Below are 25,380 nucleotides of genomic sequence, written 5' to 3' on the forward strand. Positions count from 1 at the left end.
CACTACATCTCTTTCATCGATACTGGATGGAGCAGATTTTTCAAATAAAGCATCAGGGCATCATATTGCATTCGGGTGTTCGCTTTTTCGGGACCAATTGTGATGTAGTGGGTCATAATGCCCTCATGAAAAGAAGCAGCAAGTCTCGAGATATCCATAACATCCATGGCAGGTGAGAATTCTTCACGTTCCACACCGATCCGAAGCAACTCCCCAAATTGTGTGATTCCCTTTTCATATCGTTCAAGAAGCAGCTCACGACGTGGCACATCACGCCACCCCACCAGAAAGTACTCATAGAACGCAGGCATCAATCCGCCATGGGGAGAACGATGGAGCTCCTGCAACTGCTGGGAGTACAGCGTAGTCACCATTTCCCATATGGAGGAAGAGGACTCCATTAACTGATGTATATACTGTTCATAATCTGCATCCTGATAATCCAGTAAAGCCTCAAAAATATCCTCTTTGGTCTGATAATACAAGTAAATCCAGCCCCGACTCATTCCAGTTTCCTGAATGATATCCTTTAACGTCGCTGCGCCATAACCCTTTTCGGCAAACACTCGCTTGGCTGCTTCAAGGATTTGCAGAATTCTCCGTTCTTTTTGAGTATCTGTTAGTCTGGGTGACATTGCACCACTTCCTTTCCGTTTCAACAAAATGAACCTCGTGTCATTTTAATAATAATGACACGAGGTTCATTTTGCAATAGAAAAAAATAATCAACGCAAGAAAAATTCTTCAAGTGCGTTGATCATTTTTATATCATTCATCCAAATTGAAATTCTTCAACGAATATGTAGTCATTTGCATGTTTTTGGCGTAGTCAATTTGAAAGATACAGGAATATATCACGTTTAATACGTAATCAAAGGCAATCTGTGATGAAAATGTACCGATCTTTGCGTGTTTTGTTTCGTCATTCGGCACTTGGATACAAATCGTACTCATTTTGGCCAACTCACTTTGATGATTCGCGGTAATCGTGATAAATGGTATTTTTTCACGCGAGAAATGTTGGGCTGCCTTTAGGAAAATGGGCGATTTTTCATGATAGGTCAAAAAAATGGCGCAATCCTGATCCGTAAGATTTATGGTATGGTAGGCCCATTCGGATAGCTCTGTTGTGATCACGACGTATTTATTGATTTTAATCAGTTTATTCTGAAAGCTCTTCGCGCGGATTTGAGAATCCCCCAACGCATAGATGAAGATTCGTTTCGCCTGATCCAGTAAATGGGCTGCTTCTGTCAGAGAGGCTTCATCCATAAAAGCAAAATTTTTCTCAATCGTTTCTTTCATTAGTTCAGCAATATCTTTTGCCACCTGTAGTGAAGATTCACCAAGAGCGAAGGGATAATTGGGATCGATATTGGAGATGTTCTGAGCATTCTGCTGAAACTCTCGAGCAAGCTTTATACTGAACTCCTTAAACCCCGAAAGTCCAAGCTTATGAGTCAAGCGGTTGATGGCAGAATGTGACGTGTATGTAGCTTTGGCAAGCTCTTGAATATTAAATTGAAGCATTAGCTCCTTATGAGTCAGAATATAAGAAGCAATGCTTTTTTCATTTGGTGTAAAGTTGTTCATGTCTGCTAATTGGGTCAATATTTTCAACAGGTTCACCCCGAATTCATTGAAATAACGCTGATGTAGAGCGTCCAGTAAACATTTTGTTTAAAAAGAGGGCATCAAAAATACAAAACATTGGTCAAATGTACCGTAATTTCTCCAAAGCTCCTCCGGAGGATTTTCTTCTTCTATAATAAATGAAAAAGAGCCTAAGGGGGAATTCATATGTTAACCATCGGTTACATTGGCAATGGCAAAAGTACGAATCGTTATCATCTTCCTTTTTCATTGAATCGAGATCATTTGAAAGTAAAAACGATATATGCTCGGCATCCTGAAAAAACAGAATGGGAGAAAGCTCCTGACGTTCTGTATACAGATGATCTTGCAGCTTTAATGAATGACGATGACATTCAGTTGGTCGTGGTCTGTACACATACCGAATCCCATTATGAGTATGCAAAAATGGCACTCGATCACGGAAAACATGTACTTGTTGAAAAACCTTTTATGCTGACCAAAGAAGAAGCCGAATCCATTTTCCAGTACGCCAAAGAAAAAAATCTCTTGATTCAATGTTATCAGAACCGACGATATGATTCGGATTTTCTGACGACCAAGAAAGTGATTGAATCAGGAAAGCTTGGCGATTTGCTGGAAGTGGAGATGCATTACGATTATTATCGACCGGAGATTCCGAATGCTACCACCCATTTTTCCAAATACAAAAGTTATTTATACGGGCACGGTGTTCACACTATTGATCAGGTATTATCCTATTTCGGGCAACCGGACAAGATACATTACGATGTTCGTCAATTGCTGGGGCCTGGCAGAATGAATGATTATTTCGATCTGGATTTTTATTACGCTTCGCTCAAAGTATCAGTCAAATCGAGCTTTTTCCGCTTAAAGCCCCGCCCGAGTTTTGTGGTATACGGCAAAAAGGGGGTATTCGTAAAACAAACGGAAGATCGTCAAGAGGAACATCTGAAGTTATTTTACCTTCCCAAAGGACATCCCGATTTTGGTAAGGATTTGCCTCAGCATTATGGCGTACTGACGTATCTGGATGACGCAGGAATCTATCATGAAGAAAAAGTGTTTTCTGAACAGGGCGATTATGCAAGAGTGTATGACGATATCTATGAAGCCATCAACCATGGCAAGGAAAAAGTGATTCACGACAAAGAAACGATCGCGGTTATGGAAATATTGGAAAAAGGTATGGAGGAGTGTAACTAATATGAAACTGGGAATTGTCGGAGCCGGAATGATTGTAAGGGATCTATTAAGCTTTATTCATGAAATTCCTGCGATTACGTTGGAAGCCATCTGCTCCAGACCTGGTCATCTGGATAAATTGCTGTCTCTACAGGAACAGCATGATATTGCACGAATATATTCGGAGTATAACGATATGGTTGCAAATGATGAAGTGGATACGATCTATATCGGACTTCCAAATCATCTTCATTATGCTTATGCCAAAGAAGCATTATTAGGCGGCAAACATGTCATCTGTGAGAAGCCGTTCACTTCCAACCTGCAAGAATTTCTTGAACTTAAAGAGATTGCACGGCAAAAACAGCTGGTGTTGGTCGAAGCCATCACAAACCAATATTTGAAGAACTATTTGTCCATGAAGGAGAATCTGCCCAAACTGGGTGACATCAAAATCGTGGAGTGTAACTATTCCCAATATTCATCCCGCTATGCGGCTTTTCAGGCTGGAGAAGTGCTGCCGGCATTTAATCCGGAAATGTCCGGTGGAGCGTTGATGGATATTAATTTGTATAATATTCATCTGGTCGTGGGGCTTTTCGGGAGCCCGAAGAAGGTGGATTATTGGGCAAACATGGAACGCGGGATTGACACTTCAGGCATGTTGCTTTTGGACTACGGTGAGTTCAAGTGTGTTTGCATTGGTTCCAAAGACAGCACAGCTCCCAATGCAACGAACATCCAGGGGAATAAAGGGTATATCCACATGACGAGCTCCGCGAATAAATGTGAATCATTCGACCTTGCGCTTCATAAGGAAACGCCGATTCGGGTAGATCATAAGGATCATCCTCATCGCATGTATGACGAGTTTGTTGAATTCGAGCGGATGATCCGCGAGCAAGATCTGGAGAAAGTCACAGCTATGCTTGAGCATAGCGAGAAAGTGATGGAGGTTATTGAACAAGCCAAACGATCCGCAAATCTTGTATTTGGACCTGATCTATAATGCATTCTGAAATCTCAGAATGATTATTTCTTTTTGTACATTTCCCAAGATGGCGTGTTAAAATGCGGTGAATGATATAAAAATTCATTTACCAGTGAACCAATAACAGTCTTCTTGGGGAGTATTTAATGATAACGATTAAAGATGTAGCAAAGTTGGCGGGTGTCGCGAGTTCAACCGTATCCTATGTACTCAACGGCAAAAAACATGTAAGTGAGCACACAAGACAGAAAGTACTTTCAGCAGCAAGTGAACTTAATTACATCAAACACGGAGCCGCATCCGAATTAAAGCGAAAAAACACACAAACTATCGGTGTTATTGTTCATGACATGTCCGTTTCCTATTTTTCCGACTTGGTGAGTGGGATTGAATCCAGCGCCATAAGTCAGGGATACGACCTGATCGTATGCAGTTCCTTAGGCGGAGAGCGATCGACAGCCGCACGCTTTATCAGGGAGAGAAGGCTGGACGGCGTGATTGTAATCGCTGAAAATATTGAAGATGAATTGTTGTTGCAGGCCGCCGACACGGGATTTCCTATTGTCGTGATGGACCGGGAACTCCATAGAAAGCATGTTGTAAATGTTCTGATGGATGATGAGCAGGGTGGTTATATGGCGACCCGCTTCCTTCTGGATAAAGGGCACCGCGCAATAGCCTATATTAACGGGCCTTTAAGTTCGGATTGTAATCTGATGCGATATCAGGGTTATCTGAGAGCTATGCATGAAGCTGGGGTAGAAGAGAATGAGAATTGGAGACTAGGCGGACAATTTCTGAAAACTGGCGGCTACAACGCAGCCAAATTGCTAATGGAAGGAGAACTTCCAACAGCAGTCTTTTTTGCGAATGATGAAATGGCCATTGGAGGATTAGAGGCTTTTAAAGAACATCAGGTCTCCATACCCGAAGATCTGTCTATTATCGGATTTGACAACATACATGTATCCGAATACTTAAATCCACCTCTTACCACTTTTCGACAACCCAAAACAGATGCCGGCTCCCTTGCTGGACATGTATTAATTCAAATGTTAAAAGGAGAGACTGTAGAACCTACTTATAGGATTAATATACAGTGTGTCGAACGTGACTCTGTTTCGCAGCTGATCCTTTCTGAACGATGAGAGCGAACATACACATTTTTTCAATGAACAGCCCTAAACACCGGGGCTGTTTTTCTTTTCATAAGAAATTATCCTCGTAGATCTTCAGTGACGGTAAAAAGGTATATCGTCTCATTTAAATGGGCATCATCCAAAATGCATTGAATTCCGTTTCCTGTTATTCTATTATCAAAAGCTAAAAAGGCGGGACTGTTCATGTCCATAAGAAACGGAAAAATAATCAAAGCACCACAAGGGCTGGAACGTGCACCGGACAAACAAGGAAGCTTAAAGCAGAATGGTTTATCCGTCATTCAATTCTGTTTGCATACACAGGGGACAACAGGTTCCTTTTTTCTGAAAGATCACATGTTGTTGTTCGTTATATCGGGCGTGTATACGGTTCGATTTAAGGATCAAGAGTACACTGTGCGCAGTAATGAAATGGTGTTTCTTCACAAATCGATTCGCATTGATTACATAAAGTCGGGTGAACCTGGCTCTGAGTTTATGTTGGATTATATGATGTTTTTCCTGAACGAAAATATGCTTGCGGAGTTTGTTCAGTTTTCTGGCTTCAAACCGACAAATAGCGTGAATGAAATCACTCCGGTGTCCATTATTCAGGTCAATGAACTCACTCGCTCTTATATAGCGTCATTGAAACCCTATTTCGAAAATCCAGATGAGGTACAAGACGGACTGATACGCCTCAAATTCATGGAACTCCTGTTTCATCTGGCGCAGGCCAATGATCATTTCTTACATCAACTTCTGCAACCCAATCATGATAAAAACAGTAACTTCGGCAAAATAATGGAGGAGAATATCACGAATCCCATCTCCATAAGTGATCTGGCTTATTTATCCGGCAGAAGTCTGTCTACCTTCAAAAGGGATTTTCAGACCCTATACCATACTTCACCCCTGAAGTGGATTCGTAATCAGAGGCTAGATAAAGCCAAGAAACTGTTGGCCGAGACGTCTCTGTCCGTCACCGACGTCTGTTTCTCAACAGGTTTCGAAAATGTTGCCCATTTTTCCAAAGTGTTTAAGCTTCAGTTCGGGCTCCCGCCGTCGGAGTTTAGACAGCAATGCAAGCGAAGCGAGGAAAAGACAAATAGGGGGCATCACAATTGAGCTAAATAAACAAATCCAATGAGCTTAGCAGCAAAGAAACGCAGCTATTTTCTTGTTATTCTTGTCTCATGCGGTACGACGCTGTCGCACCAAAAAGTCTGAGGAGGATTAACCAATGGAATATGTGAAATTAGGAAATACCGGCATGGATGTATCTCGACTTTGTCTTGGCTGCATGGGATTTGGTGAACCAGGACGTGGGTTTCATCAATGGGTATTGGATGAAGAGAATAGTCGTCCCGTTATTCAGAAAGCCTTGGAGTTAGGCATTAATTTCTTTGATACAGCAAATGTATATGCAGGCGGAACAAGTGAGGAGATTCTGGGGCGCGCTCTCAAGGACTACGCCAATCGAGATGAAATTGTCCTTGCCACCAAAGTGTTTTCCCGCATGCATGATGGTCCGAATGGCGCTGGACTTTCTCGAAAGGCAATTATGAGTGAGATTGACAAAAGCCTCAAGAGACTGGGAACCGACTATGTGGATCTGTATCAAATTCACCGCTGGGACAACCATACCCCCATTGAAGAGACCATGAAAGCATTACATGATGTGGTGAAGGCAGGGAAGGCAAGATATATTGGTGCTTCTGCCATGTCAGCATGGCAATTCCAAAAGGCTTTATATGTCGCCGAGAAAAATGGATGGACCCGTTTTGTATCGATGCAAAACCACTATAACCTGATCTACCGTGAAGAGGAAAGAGAAATGATGCCTCTTTGTCAGGAAGAGAAAATCGGTGTAATTCCTTACAGTCCACTTGCTTCTGGCCGGTTGACCAGAGATTGGCAGGAAACAACACAGCGTTCCGAGACGGATCAGGTTCAAAAGGCAAAATACGATGCAACAGCCAGCACCGATCGATTGGTAGTAGAGCAGGTTGCAGAAATCGCCGAAAAACGCGGCGTTCCCCGGGTACAAATCGCTCTTGCCTGGTTGCTGCACAAAGATCCAGTTACGGCTCCGATTATTGGCGCTACGAAGACATCCCATCTCGAAAATGCAGCTGAAGCTCTCTCGATTGCATTAACTTCAGAAGAAATAGCTTGCTTGGAAGAGCCGTATGTTCCTCATCCGGTATATGGACTTAATGTTGGATTTAAGTCATAGCAACATGCTGAAGATGAGTTGATTGATAAGTTTACTACAAAGTAAATAGCTTGGAGTCCAGTAGTAACCCCCGACGTTAGTCGAGTTCCTCTAACCGACCACAGACAGACGATAAGTTCACTTTGGATTGTTATAATTCCGTTGGTAATCATTTATAACCAGAAGGAGAATCCAAAATGAAATCTGTATTACGTTTCATGATTTATCTGATCATTGTAGTTATTGTGGTGGTCGGGGGAGGAACAATCGGGTTCATCAGCACGATGAATTCAGGAATGTCGATTTACGATAAATCCGCTCCTGAATTGAAAAATGTACAAGTGCCGGAATATGACGCCAGTAAACCGACAGTGGCTGTGCTGTTGGCAAACGAGGTTACCGAGGTGTTCGATTTTCTTGTTCCGTACGAGATGTTTGCCATGACGGAAGCTTACAATGTGTACGGCGTAGCCCCCGAACGGAAAATCAAATCTCTAACCGGCGGACTTGATGTTATCCCGCATTATTCTTTTGATGAGATGGATATGCTGCTCGGAAAAAGTCCGGACATCATTGTCATTCCATTTATGCCAATGTTGGACGAAAATCAGTACGCACCTGTACGTGAATGGATTCAGAAGCACTCAAGTGTTAACACAACATTACTCTCCATTTGCAACGGAGCGGAAAACCTGGCTGATACCGGTTTGCTGGATGGCAAGTCTGCCGCAACACACTGGGGAGACGTTAACCGTCTCATCAAGAAATATCCCGGAGTCCAATGGCTGAAGGATCAGCGCTATGTTCAACAAGGCTCGATCATATCCTCTGCCGGTCTGACTTCCGGTATTGATGCGACACTTCGTGTAATCTCGGATCAATTGGGCGATTCGGCTGCGAAGAAGGTATCGGAGCAGATGAACTATCCATCTTTTGAATATGTCTTAAACCCGCATATGGAGCCGTTTAAGACCAAGTTGAGCGATATTACGTACATAATGAATAATGCTTTTCAATGGAAAAAGGTGAAGGCAGGGGTGTTGCTGTATAACGGAGCAGATGAATTGGATTTGTCATCTGCTTTTGATACGTATGGTGCTTCCGGTACAACAAGGACACTAACCGTTTCCAACAAAAATGAACCCATTGTAACGAAACATGGACTGAACATCGTGGGGCGGTATCAGATTGAAAACGTGCCGAAGCTGGAGAAAATGATTATTGTCGGTGCAAATGCGAAGTCTGTCGCTACTGAGGATATCAATAATTGGAAACACAGGGGTAATAGTTCGGAACTATTGTTCCTGCATGGTGATGCTTCGGAACGATTTGCAATGGAACCTGCTTTCGAAGATCTGGCTGAACAAGAGGACATCCAAACCGCGAAATTTGCTGCCAAGCGTCTTGAGTATCGCGCGACCGACCACCTTAACCTGAAGGGCAACGCCTTTTCCTTGGAAGCCTTTCTCATACCTGTGTTGCTCGGCGGACTGACTTTTCTTATCGTTCTGTTCATTGATTTGCGTTTCATCCGCAAGAAAAAGAAATCGTAATTGGATCAAATAAAGATGTTCTTCTAAACGAAGAAGAGAATAAGACTAATCAGGTCAATGGAAAAGAGACTAGGTGGCTAATCATGAACCACCTAATCTCTTTTTTTATTATTTCTTTAAAATATAGTTGGATTCAGTTCATAGGGGAATGTCTCTTCAAATGTCTCCTTTTTCGTATAAAGGCTATACCATGCTTCCGCGATAAGATCCGGATCACCATCAGTCCCAGCTTGAATCAAAGTGCCAACAGAGAGATGGCCAACATATATTCCTTTTTCCTTCAATTCGTTATGCAGGTTTGTCGCATAATTACGAACACCTGTCATGACGATACCCATGTTCCCCAGAGGGGGATAAGAGATCATTGCAGATATGCCTGTTGTGAAAAGAATGGCTCCTGAACCTTTACTCAACATGTCGGGTAATACTTCATTCACGGAAAGTACCGCTGGCAGTAAATAGCTATTCACAGGTTCCAATACGTTCTCAGGTGTTGTTTCTAACACATGTCTGAATACTTCAGGGCCTGCATACGGACTAAATTCAAGTACATCAATTTGACCAAAATCTTGTTTAACCGCTTGTAAGACTTCCCTTAAGGCAGACAAATCTGTGATATCCGCTACATATGACTTGGCTTCAATAGTTAACTTTTGAAGTTCAGATACGATCATTTCAAGTTTCTCGGCGTTACGTGAAATGACAGCAACCTTAAACCCGTTTTCACCAAATGTTTTAGCCAGGGACAAACCCAATCCAGGCCCAGCACCAATAATTGCAATAGTTTTCATCTTTGATAAACTCCTTTTTTGTGGTATATATATCAACACGTGTTGTTTTAATAGCTTAAATCCATTATTCAAACGGATCAACCAACAATGTGGTTCAGAATGTTGCTATAGCAACAGAATTCACCATTTTATCGGCTTAGGAGGGGATGCAGTGGGAACCAAAGTAAGAGATATGCGAACAACCCAAACGAAACAATCTCTAATAGATGCTTTTTTTTATTTCGTAAGTACTAAAGATTTTGAAAAGATCACAATTGCAGATTTGACTCAGGAAGCAAAAGTGAATCGGGCAACTTTTTACGCACATTTCAATGACAAATATGACCTGTTGGATTACATTATGGGTGATTCCGCGACCATGGCGATTGAGAGACAAACATCGGGGGCTTATAAATTTGATCAGGAAAGCATAAATCAACTCATTTTAGCGGTCTGTGATTTTTACCAGCAACCCAAATTTAAATGCCGCCAAAGCAATATCGGATTAGTCATACCTCAATTAAAAGAAAAAATAATAAATGAGTTGAAGCTGTATTTGTTCAAAAGCATAGATAATCAATTTACAGACATGGAGAAGGATTTATATATCCCTATCTATGCACAAATCATTCATGAAGCTGGCTATCTATGGGCTTCGGGAAATATTGAATTTAGCAAAGAGGAAGTAGCGCAGAGAATTTCTAAATGGATATAAGAAGTGGTATGGAAATTGTTATAACCGATGTAACCTAAGTCCAGGATATGAAGCTTCGTATTCAGGAGGCTTGTCCGTTATTTGAGATAAGTTATTGTCTTAATGGTGATATCTATTGTGAGTGGGAAGGGAAGGAAAGGAAAGCTATACCCATCAATGGACAGGCAATGCCTTGGGGGATTATGTAAGAGCTTTTTCCATTTCAAGCGCTACGAGCGTTGGACTTGCCTTTGCTGCGTGTGCCTGCATTTTCCTGTTAAAAGAGAAGTGACGTCATTGCATCAGACTAATGATTTCTTTGACTTTTGATCTCGTTACTCGAATTTCGAAAATCCTTAGGTGTTCGGTTCTGATGTTTTTTGAAAGACTGAATGAAGTTATTTACATGGTTAAAACCAACTCTATGAGCTATTTCGGTTACTGTATAATCGGTTGAAATTAATAACTCCATACTTTTCTTGATGCGGTATTTAATTAAGTAATCATACGGTGTCATATGAATGGTCTTCTTAAAACTCCGGGTGCACTCCGAGATGCTCAGATGTGCTGTATCAGCAATTTCTTGCAGTGTGATATTCGTTGAATATTGTTGATGGATAAAGCTGAGCATGAGTTGAAGGCGCTCTTGCTGAAGCTTTACATATTTGGGCGCCTCCTCGGAGGAAAGCGTAATATTATGAATTAAAATTAACCACAATTGTACTGTCTTGATAGAAACCTCATATTCCCAACCCCACTTTTTTGTCATGTCAAATCTCTTTTTCATATCCCATAACATATCTAGCACAATCTGTTGCCATTCTACATCACCCTTGATTACCAGCGACACCAGGGAAGAGTCTGTATAAGGTAAAACATAATTTTTCTCCATGGCACTATCTGCGTAGAAGGCTAACAGCTTTTCAGGGAAATTAAAACTCACATATTGACCGTTGTGAGTCAGATGCGTTGTAACATGCAAGACTCCCTTATTAATTAGGATAGCTTGACCCGCCATTAACTCATGATCAACACCGTTTACCTGTATAACCAACCTTCCTTGAGTAACCAAAGTAATCTGTAGTTCTTCGTGCCAATGCAAGTCATTAAATCCTCTACCTTCAGGAATAATTTTCTCGGAATTAGCTGTGTACATAATGTATGGGAATGAAGCATCAGGGAAAAGAATCGTCTCGTGAAGCTGCTTTGACATTTAAATGCGTCCTTTCAAATGGTGATATTTATATATAATATAGCGATATTATTACACAATTAAAATATTAACGATGATATTATTATATCCAATCTTTGTTTTATCACTATAATCCTGTGCACAGAATTTGGATAGAACATATTGAAGGAGTAAGTATGAAAATGAATAAATCGTTGTATTCGCCTCATCCGTACCTTTTGCTTTTTATCAGCATTTTGTCAATCTCAATTTCTTCCATATTGATAAAGTCATCAGAGACGCCAACCTCTGTAGCTGGGATGTACAGATTGTTCATAACCGTAATACTAATGCTTCCTTTTGTACCTTGGAAAAGTCTTCGAAACCTTAAGATGAGCAAAAAAGATTGGAGTGTTGTGTTGTTAGCGGGGCTCTTTCTCGGGTTGCATTTCTTATTCTGGATGGAGTCATTGGTGCATACCTCCGTTGCAAGTTCAATGGTCATTTTATCGTTGCAGCCTTTATTTGTAATGATGGGGTCATACTTCATCTTCAAGGAACGAGCAAACATGGTTACGATTCTATGTCTGGTCACAGCGCTTGCAGGATCAGTTATTATCGCATGGGGTGACATCGGGGTATCTAGAGAGGCGTTGGTTGGGGATGGATTATCTTTACTAGGTACAATCGCGGTTTCGGCATATATGCTTGCTGGACAAAAGGTCAGTCACAAAATCGATGCAAATGTGTACAGCGTTATTGTTTTCTTCCTTGCGGGAAGTGTATTGCTTATCTACAGTCTATTCAATCATATCTCCCTGACCGGATATAACACTTCAGATTGGATGTATTTCTTGTTGCTTGCCATAATCCCAACCATTTTTGGACAATTTCTTATTAATCTATTATTGAAATCTTTAGGCGCAACGACGGTTTCAGTAGGCATTATTGGAGAGCCTGTTCTTGCGATCATACTCGCCTTTGTATTTCTGGGAGAAACCATCTCTCTGTTTCAGTTTATAGGTGGGATGATGACTGTACTCGGCATGGGGGTGTTTTTTTGGGCAAAATCCTGGCGTTACGCCGTTTCTGAAGTTCGAACTTGATGTGAACTTATAACAACTATTCTAACCATAAAACAAGTAGAAGAGGAGAATATATATGGCTACCATTGATGATTTTTTGAAACTGGATATTCGCATCGGAACCGTTAAAAAAGCTGAGTTTTTTGCAGAAGCGAAAGTGCCTGCGATCAAACTTGAGATTGATTTTGGACAAGAAATTGGAATAAAAAAGTCTAGTGCACAAATTACCAAAAGATATGCAGCCGAGAAACTGGTTGGACAACAAGTCATAGGGGTAGTCAACTTTCCACCGCGCCGGATAGCCGGGTTTAAATCAGAAGTATTGGTTCTGGGAGGAATACCCGAAAAAGGGGATGTCGTTCTGTTAAAACCAGATATCGAGCTGCCTGACGGAACACCGATTGGATAATTGATCATATTGTCATATTGGCGTAACAGACAACGGGTAAGATGGCTATCGAGGTGATTGACCATGAAGAAAATATCAACCAAATCGAGTTGGCCCATCGGAAAAAATGTCTTACTCTCGGCGGCCATATTGGTTGCACTAGCTGGATGCAGTTCTAACTCAGCTTCTCCAAAGCCATTGGAGATTTCAGGGATGAACAGCAGTCAGGAGGAGAAGCAGGCTGTTCCTTCGGAGAAAATGAGCTACTGGAATGAACAGCGAAAAGGGACCAATTTTATGAACTCCACATCTCTTCCTGACAACTATGAAGCAGCCAAGGAACAGGGCATAGAGTTTGTACGGCTTGCGCCCGATAAGTGGAGTAAGGATCGAGATTTTTTGTTTAACGATAAGCCGGATAACCGGATTATAGCTTCGGAATTCGGAACGAGCCGAATGGTTCAAGGTGCAGATAGCTACATGGCGGATCTGATATCTATATTTAATGAATACGGGTGGCATTGGGCTTTTCTATGCCTTTCACGAAGATACGTGGGATGGGATGGACTATGAATTAGGCAGTGAGAAGCCCAACTGGAAGTATTGGGATGCCATTGGAGATCAGCCTGCACGCGGTACAGCAGACAATCCGATTTGGAATGAGATCAAGGCAAGCCTGACGAAGTGAAGTGGAGAAGGAACACGATTGCAGAACAGCCTCCGAAAGATTATTCGGGGGCTGTTTTCAATTTGAAGTTCATTCTGATAATGAATTCTGGAATAGCTAGCAGCAAGGTAATAGATCCATAAATACTTATAGTGTAGCTTGTAGCATAAACCAACCCGAATCCCAGATGAAAAAGGGAAGTGATGAGGTGAATCAACATGTTCGTGAAGCAAAAGGCATAACTTCGAATCATCCAGTTCCGGTGTTGGATCATTCGTTTCTGTTTAATCTGAATGAGAGCGGTAATCGTAATGAATAGCCAGATGATATTAAGCGCATTGAAACCGATACTGCTTATTTTCCCTCCAGTAGCGTAAGGGGCCATATAACCGGAAGTCAGTACAACAAGCACTACGGACACAATATAAACATAACCGTTTATACGGTGGAACCTGCGGCTCTTTTCAAAAATCCGATTAGAGAAGTTGAGCAATCCAGACGCCATGGCCAAACATGCAAACGCAACATGAACATACATGACATTCAGCCAGATCGGAAGATGAAGCTCACGCTTCAAACCTGTCTTATGGCTTAAAAAGCCTGAGGCTTCTGGGTCTATCCAATAGTTCTTCACTAAAGCGTACACAATAAATAAAATACTGACGCAGGCTAGCCATCCGTATAGTGTTCCTCGTTTCTTCATATCCACCTACAACCCCCGAGACTCCTTTTTGTGCACATAGACAGCAAGGCTAGTTTATTCGTTTTCCTGTTAATTTGGAAGCAGGAAGAAGGCCAGCCTTAGCGATTCCGCTCATCTGATCTCCATCCACGGTAACTTCGAATTTCAGATTCAAACGCATAGGTTTGGTAATCGGCAGGGTCCAGGTCAACCTATTGTCGCAGAGTACAGGGTTCAAAAAAGCGATTGTTTCATCACCTTGTGTGGCCGTGCCCTGGATCACATCGGTACTTGTCTTTATATAGAGCTTGACCTCCAGTTTACCAACAGGTGTAGCGATTGTTGTGTCCCAATTGCCGTCAAAGACGGATGTCTGAGTTTTCTCGTTATGCAATATGTCAGAGGTTACTGTCGATTGATTCATTACAATGCTTGGTTCGTTGTCCGTTAACGAATTGTGAGTGCTGGGTACAATGCCTTTCGCTCTCCAAACGGTTCCTCTTCGCTCATACTCAAACAACTGCTCTATCTCGTGTGCAATACGTGGTCCCAGTTCACGTTCGACCAGATACAGCGCAACATCGAGTTCCGAGGTCACACCGCCACCAGTAACCAAATTACCATCATCCACTACGCGTGCCGGAACTGGAATTGCCCCGGTTGCACCAAGTAAATCCATACCCAAACGATGTGTTACCGCATGTCTGCCTTCCAGGACTCCTCCCATGGCTAACAAAAGGGAACCACCGCACACCGTAGCGATTACGATGTCTTTGTGTTCGAGAGCTGCCTTGATCTTAGTGGTCAATTCCGTATTCATGGCTTTGCCCAGAATAGCTGGAATCGAGTCTGGACCATCTCCTTCAACATCGCCGGCTGCGCCTGGCACAAGTATTATACCCCCACGTTCCGTGTCCAGTGTGTCGTTCGCTTCAATGGTCAAACCATTCATACCGCTAGTCACAGATCTTGGCCCTTCAGCAGTGACCAGTTCTACCCTTAGTGCGTTGTCGGTATGCATGGAAGCCGCGCAAAATACTTCGTAAGGTGCAATAGCATCCAGTAGGTCGAAACCGTCAAATAAGACGATTTGAACAGTTAACATTAATAAATCCCCCTCAATTTTATTTGGTCTAAAGATCTTTTAGCTTGTGATATATCATAACAAACGAATATCTCAAAGGAAGTCGTAGAAAGGTCACAAAACAATAAACAATTCATCACAAAATATAGCCTCGCCTTGGTAATAGAAGAAAAAATGATAAACTAGATGCCAGAGGTGGGATAATCATGAGTAAATATCATACGATACTTGTTGTAGATGATGACCAGAGTATCGTCGAGCTATTAAGGGACTTTCTAGAGAATGACCATTTTCACGTAAAAACTGCTTGTGATACGGAACAAGCGTGGACCATACTTCAACAGCATTCTATAGATTGCATTGTTCTGGACATCATGATGCCGGGACAAAACGGATTTGAGTTATGCCGTCAAATTCGAGGGGAAAGCAATGTTCCAATCCTTTTCTTGAGTGCTCGCAGTGATGATGTGGATAAGATCCGAGGCCTGACGCTCGGCGGCGATGATTATATTGTCAAAACGGCTTCGCCCGTGGAAATTGTTGCCAGAGTGAAAGCCGTTTTGCGGCGCACCACTTCCAGGCAGCCCATGGAGGGCAAGGTCTTGGATTACGGCCGCATCCAGTTGAATCTGACCGCAAGAGAAGTCCTGGTCGAAGGGGGAAAAGTTGAGCTTACGCCTAAAGAATATGAGTTGTTGCGATTATTTGCTGAGCATCCGAGACATGTTTTCTCCTATGAACAATTACTTGCAAAGTTTTGGGGGGGCGTGGGTGACAGGCATACCATTCGGGTCCATCTTAGCCGGCTTCGGCGAAAAAATTGAATCCGATCCAAACCATCCACAATTCCTCATCAACGTATGGGGAGTAGGATATCGCTTTGAGGGAGCATAACATGAGAAAACTTCGCATTCGTACATTTACTATGCTTTGCTTATTCTTCTTGCTTACGTTGCCGTGGATCTTCTTTGTCACAGCTCACTTTATGGACACTCAGACGTTTAGCATCTCTACAAGCCAACAGCAAAATGAAACGCTGCAAAGGCATCTCAGCGAGATGATCCACATGATTGAAGTTGGTACGGATAAATGGGCGAATACCGTTTGGCAAAACGAACTTCACACCGAGTTGAGCAAAGCAAAGATGGATGTGGTGATTGAATCTGCGTCCAATTCGGAAATTTATCGTTCCAGCCAAAAGCACCACAGTAGATTATCGTCTACTGAACAGTTCTCTGTCATAAAAGATGGACAATTACTGGGAAGGGTGGTTCTTTATCTTCCTAAATCCAATGGAGTTCCAATGCTTGCGGCATTTTTCGGGCTGCTGCTTGCTTTCTTTGTGGTTGGAGTTGAAATGAGAAGGTTCCTTCTTAAACCGCTTGAGAAAATGAGCAAGGCAGCTAGACAAATTGCAGCTGGTCATTGGGAAGTGCAGTTACCTAAATCCAGAATCACGGAAATTGCCGAAGTCCGGGACGGATTCGATGTTATGGTAAAAGGACTCGAGCAATCCCACCGGAAACAAGTGGAGCTGGAGGAAGAACGCAGATTTGTCATCGCTGCCGTTGCACATGATTTACGCACACCGTTGTTTGCTCTGCGTGGTTATTTGGATGGATTGGAACAAGGCATCGCACAGTCACCGCAGAAGGTCACCCGGTATATCGCCGTATGTAAAGAGAAATCCGCCCAATTGGATCGATTGGTTGAGGACCTGTTCACTTATACAAAAATGGAGTACATGGAAAGTAAACTTAACACCAAAACGCTGGATTTCACGCACATCCTTCAAAAGTCGATTGACAGTTTGAGCCCGCTAGCTGACCAGAAACATATTTCTATCTTAAAGCAATTAACAGACGGTTGTTTCATTAGCGGAGATTCACATGTATTGGAGCGTGCGATAAACAATGTGTTGGAAAATGCCGTTAGATACACGCCTTCTGGTGGCGAAATAAAGGTCCAATGCTGCAAAGAAGGTAATAAAATCAGGTTCACGATACACGATACCGGACCAGGGTTCTCGTCCGAAGAACTAGAGCGCGTTTTTGAACCCCTATATCGTGGGGAAGTGTCTCGAAGTCGTGCCACTGGGGGCAGTGGATTAGGATTAACGATCTCACAACGAATGATGAAGCAACATGGAGGAGAACTTGTTGTAAGCAATTATTCTGACGGTGGGGCAGTTCTGACAGGATGGCTACCTCGATATAATGCTTGATTTGTTCAACGGGTTAGATATAATGTGTTTATATGTTTAAACTTTTAAACGCACTGGAGTGATTTAAATGCAAGCCATGGTAATTGAGAAATACGGGAAGAATGTTCCTTTGATACGGAAAGAAATGCCTACTCCTCAAATCGGAGATCATGATGTATTGGTAGAAATCCACGCAGCAAGTTTAAATCCGATTGATTTTAAAATAAAAGAGGGTAAGGTAAAGCTTCTGCTGAGTTACAAGATGCCATTAATCCTAGGAAATGATTTTTCCGGTGTTGTGGTCAAGGTGGGTAGTAAGGTGAACGCTTATCATCCTGGAGATGAGGTATACGGCAGGCCTCGTAAAGACCGAATCGGGACTTTGGCTGAAATACATTGCTGTCCATGAAGAAGACATATCTTTGAAGCCCCAAAACTTAAACTTTGAAGAAGCAGCATCCATACCACTGGTGGGACTTACGACATATCAAGCTTTTTACGATATTTTGAACCTTCAAAAAGGCCAAAAAATATTAATTCACGCAGGATCAGGAGGGGTTGGCACGTTCGCCATTCAGTTGGCCAAATTAATGGGTGCTTATGTTGCTACTACTGCCAGCGATAGAGGTTATGCATTAGTCCAATCCCTTGGTGCGGACCGCATCATCAATTATCGCAATGAAAATTTTGAAGAAATGCTGTCGGGATATGATGCGGTGTATGACACGATAGGAGGTGAGGTGCTGGAAAAATCCTTTCAAGTACTTAAGCCCAATGGAAAAATAGTATCCATTTCCGGCTTGCCAAACGCGAGATTCGGGAGAGAAGCCAACTTGGGCTGGTTAAAAACAGCACTGCTATCGATTGTGAGCCATAAGATTACAACTCTTGAGAAGAAAAACCAAGCAAGATATCATTTCCTCTTTATGAAACCAAGCGGGATGCAATTAGAGCGAATAAAGGGTTACTTGGAGGAAGGTCTCATTAAACCGGTTATTGATAAGGTTTATGGTTTCAAAGATGTCGGGCAAGCGTTTCATTATCTTGAAAGTGGAAGTGCCAAAGGAAAGGTCATCGTTAAAATGAAGTAAGGGTTCACTGGAGAGGGTTATCGTTCTTGTCCGAATTAAGGACAAGAACGTACTAAAATAGATTTCTCTTTATTTTATCGGTATCCAGATTTGAGGTGGCTGGTGAGGTCCTGGATATACTTCAAGCTCAGGTATACCTGCATGCTCGTAAGGATTGGAAGGGAACCATTCGGAAATAATCTGCTTCCATAAGCGCTGCATACTGTCCGGCATCGGACCTTCAACTTCAAAGACACTCCATTTGGATGCAGGAATCGTGAATGATGATAATCCTTCAGGTACTTCTCCATCATAAGCCGTAGCAATCCAGTATTCCATCTGCTTCTCCTGGATTTCATTCTGATCCACACAGACACCAAGCAGCCCTTGAATTACACCATTATTCAATTCAAATAAACGATCTTCTGTCCCGCTCGTATACGCATCCTGCCACATCTTGGCTATGCCTCGCAAGTTTTCGCCGTCGATATAAGAAAAAGCCTGCTTTATCCCTACTAATGTAAACGCACCTTGTTCAACAATTCTGTGTTTCATTGGTTCTGCTCCTTTTAGACTTAATTGAATAACCAAACGATTATACGATTTGACAGAGGTACTGTTCTTACGTGCTTCACTGGGGGCAATTCCGTGCTGCCTACGAAAGGCTTTGGAGAAAGATTCAGGAGTGTCATAACCATACTTGAGCGCCAGATCAATGATTTTGTAATCACTCTGTATCAGTTCATTGGCCGCCAATGTTAACCGTCTTCGTCTGATATATTCGGCTACCGTAACATCAGTTAATAGGGCAAACGTACGTTGAAAATGAAAGGGCGAAATATGAGCTTGAGCTGATATTTGCTCCATTGTCATATTTTCGAGTAAATGTTCTTCCATATAAGCAATGGCTAGCTGTAATGATTCGATCCAGTTCATACGATTAATCACTCCTTGATTCCCATAATAGATGAAGACTGATCCAAGAGCCTGTCATTATGTGCTTTGATTTGTCCGGTTATGGAAAGAGGGAGAGTGAACCCAATAGATACGTAAAAAAAGATGACCCCCTGATGAATTCAAAGGCCATCTTTTGAGAAAAAAAGAATTGAACGAAAAATAACGCTATGATATAATCGTTAGCGCCATTGACAAACAAAATAAAAGTATGTACTTGTTTTTATCCCTACTTTAATTTTACATCTGGAATTTTGATTTGTCAATGCTCTTTTTCATCCCAAAAATAGGAAAAGGAGTGGTTCGGAGAGATGCAAACAAAAGATTGGCAGCTGGAACAGGAACGTCTGGAGTCTGTAAGGAACAAACTGCAGGCCAGAATCGCAGAATTGGAGCCAGAGGTTGCCGGAATGCGTGACCAGGCTACGGAAATTCGCAAGCGCTTTTGGGAAGAAGTGACGATCAACACAAGCACCCACGAAGATTTCGAAGAGACCTTCTACACTATTAACCAGCAGTCAGCGGTATTAGCCGAGCGAGAACGTGGTCACATGCGGTTGACGCAGCAATGGAATAACATGAAGCGTTTGCTCCCGTCCCCTTATTTTGGACGCATTGACTTTCAGGAGAAAGGTATGGCCCTCACCGACCATATCTATATCGGCGTATCTTCTTTTGTCGACGAAGACGGTTTGAGCTTTCTGATCTATGATTGGCGTACACCGATCGCGAGCATGTACTACGACTCTTCCCCAGGCGTAGCGTCCTATGTAACGCCGATCGGACGAATCGATGGCACAATGGAGCTCAAACGGCAATTTCAGATCCATAACGGAGAAATCCGCAATATGTTTGATGCAAACGAAACGATTGGAGACCAATTGTTGCAGCAAGTGCTCGGCAAAGGTGCAGATTCACAAATGAAAAGTATCGTGGCAACCATTCAGAAGGAGCAAAACGCCATTATCCGTAATGACACAAGCCGAATGCTTATCGTACAAGGAGCAGCTGGTAGCGGTAAAACTTCCGCAGCCTTGCAGCGGGTGGCGTACTTATTGTACAAACATCGCCAGACGATCAGTGCTGATCAGATCGTCCTTTTCTCACCGAATCCGATGTTTGGCAGTTATATTTCCACTGTTCTTCCGGAGCTCGGTGAAGATAATATGCAGCAGACCACTTTTCAACAATTTCTCGACTATTGGCTTGGATCTTCGTTGCGTCCGGAGGATATCTTTGATCAAATTGAATATGTAATGACCGCGCATGATGATCCGGGCTATGAGGCTCGTCTTCAGGGGATCGAATATAAAGCTTCCGATGCTTTTCTGCAAGCCTTGCAGAACTATGGAAACTGGTTGGGACAGGAAGGCATGCGATTCAACAGTATTCGGTTTCGGAACCGTGATTTGATTACCGCGGAGCAAATGAGTGCCAAATTTTACGGTTATGATCGTTCCCTGCCCTTGCTAAATCGTATTGTTCTCTTGCAGGAATGGCTGCTGAAAGAGCTGGCTTCCCTGGAACGAATGGAACGTGAAGAATCATGGGTACAGGAAGAATTGAATTATCTCGACAACCATCAGTATGCGGATATCTTTGAAGTGCTGCATAAAGATAAGGAAGTATTCGATATCGCGGAGCAGTACGCCCAAATTCGCGAGAAAATAAGCAAAAAGCGTCGGGAAGATGAAGGTGATTTTGACTTTGCCCAGAAGGAGGAGGAGCTGCTCAGCCGAAAGGTCGTGAAAGAACGTTTTAGCCCACTAAGAAAAGTTATCAAGAAATTCTCGTTTGTTGATATCAAAGGCATATATGGCGAATTGTTTGTTGACGAAGCCGCTTATCGGGAGAAAACGAATGCTTCGGTTATCCCCTCTCTATGGCCTGAGATATGCAAGCTAACCAAGGAAAGCCTGCTCCGGAACGAGTTGTTCCATGAGGATGCGACTCCCTATTTGTATGTAAAAGAACTGATTGAAGGTGTCCGGACAAACACGGAAATCAAGTATGTCTTCGTTGATGAGGGTCAGGATTATTCAACATTTCAATATGAATATCTCAAAAAGTTGTTTCCACGAGCCCGTATGACGGTGCTCGGCGATTTTGGGCAAGCAATCTTCACGCAGGCTACTAATTTGGCCGCAGCTGATTCACCACTGGTCCGTCTCTACGGTGAAGCCGAAACAAGCCTTTTCGCCCTAGTACGCAGTTATCGCTCTACGAAGGAGATCGTTGAATTTACAAGAGCGATGCTTCCAGACGGAGATGAAATTGTACCATTTGAAAGAAAAGGGCTAAAGCCCCTGCTAACAAGAAGCAACGACAGGGAGAAGCTGAATACACAAATGGTGGCAGATATCGCTGCGCTAAGAGCCGAGGGCTTTGATTCCATCGCTATTATTACGAAGACCGCCGCCGAAAGCCACAAGGCCCATGAATCGTTACAGATTCAAGGGGGCGAAGCTTTGCAGCTCGTTACGAAGGAAACGTTCAACTTTGAAAAAGGTGTGATGGTCATTCCTGTTTATCTCGCCAAAGGTGTCGAGTTCGATGCCGTCTTGGTCTATGATGCTTCGTCTGGAGTTTATGGTCGAGACAATGAACGAAAGCTTCTTTATACGGCGTGCACGCGGGCTATGCATCGCCTTCATCTATACACGACGGGTAATTGGTCACCTTTTGTGCAGGCTTTGCCATCGGATTTGTATGAGGAATCGGAGGTCTATACAACGGAGTAAATATGTCGGCATTTTCTGATCTAGCAGCGTATGCGAATTGAATCACTCAAATAAGTAGCACTAGTCGCCTTCTAGGCGACTTTTTTTAAAATTTCTATGTCATTAATAGAGACGAATTTGTCATCGACGACCTTTGGATTATTTCCATATTGTTATACTCAGCATAAATTTTATTATATGGGTGGACTAAGATTACAGTTATATAATAGAAATACGTAACCAGAAGAATAGATTGCATACATAAAGTATAGAGGAGCTAAGATCATGTTAACCAAAATGAACTTGCAGGGAAGCTGGGAGCTTCAACTGGATGAACATAAACAAGGTGTACAAGGCCCATTTGACGATACCATAAAGCTGCCGAACACGACTTCTCATGCACACAAAGGAAGAAAGAATGATGTAGCTCACATCGGGTCTTTGACTGATGAATATTCATATGAAGGATGGGTGTGGCTGAAACGGGAGATTAATATACCGGCAACGCTTGCTGGCAAGAAATGCAGTATGTATCTGGAACGCACGCGCATAACCAAGTTATGGGTCGATGGTGAAGAAGTTGGAGCGCAGGATAGCCTCAACACCCCCCATGTGTATATCTTGCCGGAAGGGCTATCGGAGGGAGAACACACCCTCACCATCCGGGTTGATAATACGGACTATCCTACAAAAGGCGGGCATCTTACATCCGTCGATACTCAGACCAACTGGAACGGAATTACCGGGAAGCTGGAGCTTCATTTTTACCACGACGTGCACTTGGATGAGGTACAGATCTATCCCAATGCTAAAGAGCGAACATTCAGAATCACAAGTACATTGTCCAAATCGATACCAGGTACTGTATTGTCCGTTACTGCGCAAACCCTCAAGCCCCTTTTAAAAGAGACTCATGGATATGTGGCATCAGACAGAAACCATGTGGTGAATGAGCAGACCTATCCATGCAGCCAGGACGAAGTTAATGTGCTCTACAAGATGGGAGACGACGCATTGCTCTGGAGTGATTCAGACCCACATCTGTATGTGCTGACCCTTACTCTGTTGGGGGAACATGGCGATGTGCTGGATACAACCGAAATCATAACAGGACTGCGAGATTTTGAAGCTAATGGAGATGCTTTTACCATCAACGGTCGAAAGACCTTTCTTCGTGGAAAACATGATGGTCTAATCTTCCCGCTTACAGGTTACGCACCAACCGATGTGGATGAATGGCTGCGAATCCTGAGCATTTCCAAATCATATGGTATAAATCATTATCGTTTCCATACCTGTTGTCCACCTGAAGCAGCGTTCACCGCTGCAGATATGCTTGGCATCTATATGGAGCCTGAATTGCCATTCTGGGGAACGATCACGGATGAACTTGACCCACAGCATAATCAGGCTGAACAGGACTATCTCATTCGTGAAGGCTTTGCCATGCTCAAGGCGTTTGGGAATCATCCTTCTTTTGTAATGATGTCACTCGGTAATGAACTTTGGGGAAGTAAAGAAAGACTGAATGCGATTATCAAAGCGTATAGAGCATTTGATCCACGTCATCTGTACACCCAGGGTTCAAACAATTTTCAGTTCACTCCGCTGATTCTAGAGGAAGAAGATTTTTACTGCGGCGTACGTTTTTCCAAAGATAGACTTTTCCGCGGCTCCTATGCCATGTGTGATGCCCCGTTGGGACATGTTCAAACTGACGTGCCTGGTACCCTGAAGGACTACGACGACATGATCTTGCCCGTTGGAAGAGTTTCGGAGAGTGAGGCAATTCAAGCAGAAGAATCTGAAATTCAAATTCAATATGGCACGGAAGCCAAGACCGTGAAAGCCGCTTCTGTTGAACAACAACTCATTCCATATCTACCCGTCATCTCCCATGAAATTGGACAATATGCCATGTACCCCAATTATGAAGAGATCGAGAAGTATACCGGGTCACTGAAGGCAAAAAACTTCGAGGTGTTTCGGGAACGATTGCAATCCAAAGGAATGGGACATCTGGCTGAACCCTTTTTCAAAAGCTCCGGCAAACTTGCAGTAGCCTGCTATAAGGAAGAGCTTGAGGCGGCATTTCGATCCAATCATCTGGCAGGATTTCAATTGCTCGATCTTCAGGACTTTAGTGGACAGGGGACCGCACTGGTAGGTATTTTGGATGCCTTCATGGATTCGAAAGGCTTGATTACTCCCGAGGAGTGGAGGACGTATTGCTCCGATGCAGTACTTCTGGCCCGATTCGAGAAATTTAACTACAATTCGGGTGAAGATTTCAATGCTGATATTCAATTAAGGTACTACCGAACCGATTCATTGAAGGGTCATACCGTGGAGTGGGAGATGCATGATTCGGATCATTTGATTGCAAAAGGAAAAGACGAGATTTCCTTTGTCTCTGGAGAAACTTGGTTTGAGATTAGCCAAATTAAGTTCAAGCTACCTGATGTGAAAAAGATGACGCCTGTCACGCTGTCTCTGCATATTTCAGGTACCGATATTCGGAAACAATATGACCTTTGGGTATACCCTGATCATGATGTTACAGGTATTGAACATGACTATATTTATAAGGAATTGTCCGATGATGTAATTAACTTACTGGAAAAAGGCGAGCGTGTGCTGTTACTCCCAACACTCGAAGATAACGATAGTTCAGTCGAAGGTACATATTGTACCGATTTCTGGTGTTATCCGATGTTCCGATCCATTTCGGAAAGCATGAACAAGCAAGTGCCCGTCGGTACACTTGGCCTTCTAATCAATAATTCGCACCTGGCGTTGAAGCACTTTCCAAGTGAGACCCATTCCACTTATCCTTGGTGGCATATTGTCATGAATTCACGGTCTATTATTCTGGATAAGGTCGCAGAGAATGTTCAACCTGTTGTTCAAACCATCGATAATTTTGAACGTAATCATAAGCTGGGACTGCTGTTTGAATGTCAGGTTGGAAAAGGCAAGCTGCTGGTTGGGGCACTAAATTATAATAAATTGATCAGCCAGGCGGAAGGGCGGCAACTACTTTACAGCCTTGCACAATATGTAAAAAGTGAGGAATTCCAACCGGAAGCCAAGATAGAACTGGAAGAGCTTCAACAGTTGTTAAGCAAGAAATAGAAATAGTTAACGAAAGTATTATTATGTAAACCGAATATCGGTTTCATTTCTTTTTAC

General features: G+C 42.9%; 20 protein-coding genes and 3 pseudogenes. 16 read left to right on the plus strand and 7 right to left on the minus strand.

All coding sequences use genetic code 11. The annotated features are described in order from the left end of the window. Positions 1 to 2 precede the first annotated feature (2 nt). Positions 3 to 635, minus strand: coding sequence for a TetR/AcrR family transcriptional regulator (locus tag ACFVQB_RS06020; RefSeq protein WP_379435535.1), 633 nt, complete (start codon positions 633 to 635; stop codon positions 3 to 5). A gap of 133 nt (positions 636 to 768) precedes the next feature. Then, on the minus strand, positions 769 to 1,620 hold the full coding sequence (locus ACFVQB_RS06025) for a MurR/RpiR family transcriptional regulator (protein WP_379435537.1): 852 nt from the start codon (positions 1,618 to 1,620) through the stop codon (positions 769 to 771). A 180-nt stretch (positions 1,621 to 1,800) separates the two neighbouring features. Between ACFVQB_RS06025 and ACFVQB_RS06030 the strand changes: the two genes are divergently transcribed. From ACFVQB_RS06030 to ACFVQB_RS06055, 6 genes are all read left to right on the plus strand, one after another. After that, entirely contained in the window at positions 1,801 to 2,820 is a 1,020-nt protein-coding gene (locus ACFVQB_RS06030; protein ID WP_379435539.1) for a Gfo/Idh/MocA family oxidoreductase, read from the plus strand. A gap of 1 nt (position 2,821) precedes the next feature. Beyond that, positions 2,822 to 3,808, plus strand: a complete 987-nt coding sequence (locus tag ACFVQB_RS06035; RefSeq protein WP_379435542.1) for a Gfo/Idh/MocA family protein — start codon at positions 2,822 to 2,824, stop codon at positions 3,806 to 3,808. A gap of 128 nt (positions 3,809 to 3,936) precedes the next feature. Further along, positions 3,937 to 4,938 (plus strand): LacI family DNA-binding transcriptional regulator, encoded by a 1,002-nt coding sequence (locus ACFVQB_RS06040; RefSeq protein WP_379435545.1) that lies wholly within the window; start codon positions 3,937 to 3,939, stop codon positions 4,936 to 4,938. A 195-nt stretch (positions 4,939 to 5,133) separates the two neighbouring features. Further along, complete coding sequence (locus ACFVQB_RS06045) at positions 5,134 to 6,057, plus strand: helix-turn-helix domain-containing protein (protein WP_379435548.1); 924 nt, start codon at positions 5,134 to 5,136, stop codon at positions 6,055 to 6,057. Between the two features lie 115 nt (positions 6,058 to 6,172). After that, the gene (locus ACFVQB_RS06050; protein WP_379435551.1) at positions 6,173 to 7,168 is read left to right on the plus strand and encodes an aldo/keto reductase; all 996 of its coding nucleotides are present in this window, start codon (positions 6,173 to 6,175) and stop codon (positions 7,166 to 7,168) included. Between the two features lie 176 nt (positions 7,169 to 7,344). Beyond that, a complete protein-coding gene (locus tag ACFVQB_RS06055; protein WP_379435553.1) occupies positions 7,345 to 8,700 on the plus strand; it encodes a DJ-1/PfpI family protein in 1,356 nt (451 codons plus the stop codon). Between the two features lie 116 nt (positions 8,701 to 8,816). Here ACFVQB_RS06055 and ACFVQB_RS06060 read toward each other — a convergent pair whose 3' ends face one another. Next, on the minus strand, positions 8,817 to 9,491 hold the full coding sequence (locus tag ACFVQB_RS06060) for an SDR family NAD(P)-dependent oxidoreductase (RefSeq protein ID WP_379435555.1): 675 nt from the start codon (positions 9,489 to 9,491) through the stop codon (positions 8,817 to 8,819). Between the two features lie 151 nt (positions 9,492 to 9,642). On the opposite strand from ACFVQB_RS06060, the gene ACFVQB_RS06065 reads away from it, so the two are divergent. After that, a complete protein-coding gene (locus ACFVQB_RS06065; RefSeq protein ID WP_379435558.1) occupies positions 9,643 to 10,185 on the plus strand; it encodes a TetR/AcrR family transcriptional regulator in 543 nt (180 codons plus the stop codon). Between the two features lie 286 nt (positions 10,186 to 10,471). Here the strand turns inward: ACFVQB_RS06065 and ACFVQB_RS06070 are convergent, their stop codons facing one another. Then, positions 10,472 to 11,377 (minus strand): AraC family transcriptional regulator, encoded by a 906-nt coding sequence (locus ACFVQB_RS06070; protein ID WP_379435561.1) that lies wholly within the window; start codon positions 11,375 to 11,377, stop codon positions 10,472 to 10,474. A gap of 161 nt (positions 11,378 to 11,538) precedes the next feature. Here ACFVQB_RS06070 and ACFVQB_RS06075 point away from each other — a divergent pair, with 161 nt between their 5' ends. The 4 genes and pseudogenes from ACFVQB_RS06075 (at position 11,539) to ACFVQB_RS06090 (ending at position 13,496) form a co-directional block, all read left to right on the plus strand. Beyond that, positions 11,539 to 12,441 (plus strand): DMT family transporter, encoded by a 903-nt coding sequence (locus ACFVQB_RS06075; protein WP_379435563.1) that lies wholly within the window; start codon positions 11,539 to 11,541, stop codon positions 12,439 to 12,441. A 55-nt stretch (positions 12,442 to 12,496) separates the two neighbouring features. Further along, positions 12,497 to 12,829 (plus strand): chaperone CsaA, encoded by a 333-nt coding sequence (gene csaA, locus ACFVQB_RS06080; protein ID WP_379435566.1) that lies wholly within the window; start codon positions 12,497 to 12,499, stop codon positions 12,827 to 12,829. A gap of 192 nt (positions 12,830 to 13,021) precedes the next feature. Continuing rightward, a pseudogene (locus ACFVQB_RS06085) lies at positions 13,022 to 13,288 on the plus strand (hypothetical protein); the annotation flags it as partial. Between the two features lie 82 nt (positions 13,289 to 13,370). After that, complete coding sequence (locus tag ACFVQB_RS06090) at positions 13,371 to 13,496, plus strand: hypothetical protein (protein WP_379435569.1); 126 nt, start codon at positions 13,371 to 13,373, stop codon at positions 13,494 to 13,496. 40 nt (positions 13,497 to 13,536) lie between these two features. Here ACFVQB_RS06090 and ACFVQB_RS06095 read toward each other — a convergent pair whose 3' ends face one another. Both ACFVQB_RS06095 and ACFVQB_RS06100 read right to left on the minus strand, forming a co-directional pair. Further along, a complete protein-coding gene (locus ACFVQB_RS06095; RefSeq protein ID WP_379435572.1) occupies positions 13,537 to 14,178 on the minus strand; it encodes a DUF2306 domain-containing protein in 642 nt (213 codons plus the stop codon). Between the two features lie 49 nt (positions 14,179 to 14,227). Continuing rightward, positions 14,228 to 15,262, minus strand: a complete 1,035-nt coding sequence (locus tag ACFVQB_RS06100; RefSeq protein ID WP_379435575.1) for a DJ-1/PfpI family protein — start codon at positions 15,260 to 15,262, stop codon at positions 14,228 to 14,230. A gap of 185 nt (positions 15,263 to 15,447) precedes the next feature. On the opposite strand from ACFVQB_RS06100, the pseudogene ACFVQB_RS06105 reads away from it, so the two are divergent. From ACFVQB_RS06105 to ACFVQB_RS06115, 3 genes and pseudogenes are all read left to right on the plus strand, one after another. After that, positions 15,448 to 16,135, plus strand: a pseudogene (locus ACFVQB_RS06105) (response regulator transcription factor). A 1-nt stretch (position 16,136) separates the two neighbouring features. Continuing rightward, a complete protein-coding gene (locus ACFVQB_RS06110; protein WP_379435578.1) occupies positions 16,137 to 17,465 on the plus strand; it encodes a sensor histidine kinase in 1,329 nt (442 codons plus the stop codon). Positions 17,466 to 17,532: 67 nt separating this feature from the next. Then, a pseudogene (locus ACFVQB_RS06115) lies at positions 17,533 to 18,535 on the plus strand (NADP-dependent oxidoreductase). 69 nt (positions 18,536 to 18,604) lie between these two features. On the opposite strand, the gene ACFVQB_RS06120 reads toward ACFVQB_RS06115, so the two are convergent. Continuing rightward, positions 18,605 to 19,450 (minus strand): AraC family transcriptional regulator, encoded by an 846-nt coding sequence (locus ACFVQB_RS06120; RefSeq protein ID WP_379435581.1) that lies wholly within the window; start codon positions 19,448 to 19,450, stop codon positions 18,605 to 18,607. A gap of 329 nt (positions 19,451 to 19,779) precedes the next feature. On the opposite strand from ACFVQB_RS06120, the gene helD reads away from it, so the two are divergent. Together helD and ACFVQB_RS06130 are read left to right on the plus strand one after the other, a co-directional pair. After that, positions 19,780 to 22,209, plus strand: a complete 2,430-nt coding sequence (gene helD / locus ACFVQB_RS06125; RefSeq protein ID WP_379435583.1) for an RNA polymerase recycling motor HelD — start codon at positions 19,780 to 19,782, stop codon at positions 22,207 to 22,209. Positions 22,210 to 22,473: 264 nt separating this feature from the next. Next, the gene (locus ACFVQB_RS06130; protein ID WP_379435586.1) at positions 22,474 to 25,323 is read left to right on the plus strand and encodes a glycoside hydrolase family 2 TIM barrel-domain containing protein; all 2,850 of its coding nucleotides are present in this window, start codon (positions 22,474 to 22,476) and stop codon (positions 25,321 to 25,323) included. The last annotated feature ends 57 nt before the right edge of the window (positions 25,324 to 25,380 follow it).

Source organism: Paenibacillus sp. NPDC057886 (assembly GCF_042796655.1).
Classification (GTDB): domain Bacteria; phylum Bacillota; class Bacilli; order Paenibacillales; family Paenibacillaceae; genus Paenibacillus.

Bases quoted from the DNA above. Each gene is read 5' to 3' on its own strand.
- ACFVQB_RS06100 (WP_379435575.1), bottom strand. From the start codon at position 15,262: ATGTTAACTGTTCAAATCGTCTTATTTGACGGTTTCGACCTACTGGAT.
- ACFVQB_RS06130 (WP_379435586.1), top strand. From the start codon at position 22,474: ATGTTAACCAAAATGAACTTGCAGGGAAGCTGGGAGCTTCAACTGGAT.
- ACFVQB_RS06060 (WP_379435555.1), bottom strand. From the start codon at position 9,491: ATGAAAACTATTGCAATTATTGGTGCTGGGCCTGGATTGGGTTTGTCC.
- ACFVQB_RS06035 (WP_379435542.1), top strand. From the start codon at position 2,822: ATGAAACTGGGAATTGTCGGAGCCGGAATGATTGTAAGGGATCTATTA.
- ACFVQB_RS06075 (WP_379435563.1), top strand. From the start codon at position 11,539: ATGAATAAATCGTTGTATTCGCCTCATCCGTACCTTTTGCTTTTTATC.
- ACFVQB_RS06070 (WP_379435561.1), bottom strand. From the start codon at position 11,377: ATGTCAAAGCAGCTTCACGAGACGATTCTTTTCCCTGATGCTTCATTC.
- ACFVQB_RS06055 (WP_379435553.1), top strand. From the start codon at position 7,345: ATGAAATCTGTATTACGTTTCATGATTTATCTGATCATTGTAGTTATT.
- ACFVQB_RS06095 (WP_379435572.1), bottom strand. From the start codon at position 14,178: ATGAAGAAACGAGGAACACTATACGGATGGCTAGCCTGCGTCAGTATT.
- ACFVQB_RS06045 (WP_379435548.1), top strand. From the start codon at position 5,134: ATGTCCATAAGAAACGGAAAAATAATCAAAGCACCACAAGGGCTGGAA.
- ACFVQB_RS06110 (WP_379435578.1), top strand. From the start codon at position 16,137: ATGAGAAAACTTCGCATTCGTACATTTACTATGCTTTGCTTATTCTTC.
- csaA (WP_379435566.1), top strand. From the start codon at position 12,497: ATGGCTACCATTGATGATTTTTTGAAACTGGATATTCGCATCGGAACC.
- ACFVQB_RS06090 (WP_379435569.1), top strand. From the start codon at position 13,371: ATGGACTATGAATTAGGCAGTGAGAAGCCCAACTGGAAGTATTGGGAT.
- ACFVQB_RS06120 (WP_379435581.1), bottom strand. From the start codon at position 19,450: ATGAACTGGATCGAATCATTACAGCTAGCCATTGCTTATATGGAAGAA.
- helD (WP_379435583.1), top strand. From the start codon at position 19,780: ATGCAAACAAAAGATTGGCAGCTGGAACAGGAACGTCTGGAGTCTGTA.
- ACFVQB_RS06030 (WP_379435539.1), top strand. From the start codon at position 1,801: ATGTTAACCATCGGTTACATTGGCAATGGCAAAAGTACGAATCGTTAT.
- ACFVQB_RS06020 (WP_379435535.1), bottom strand. From the start codon at position 635: ATGTCACCCAGACTAACAGATACTCAAAAAGAACGGAGAATTCTGCAA.
- ACFVQB_RS06050 (WP_379435551.1), top strand. From the start codon at position 6,173: ATGGAATATGTGAAATTAGGAAATACCGGCATGGATGTATCTCGACTT.
- ACFVQB_RS06040 (WP_379435545.1), top strand. From the start codon at position 3,937: ATGATAACGATTAAAGATGTAGCAAAGTTGGCGGGTGTCGCGAGTTCA.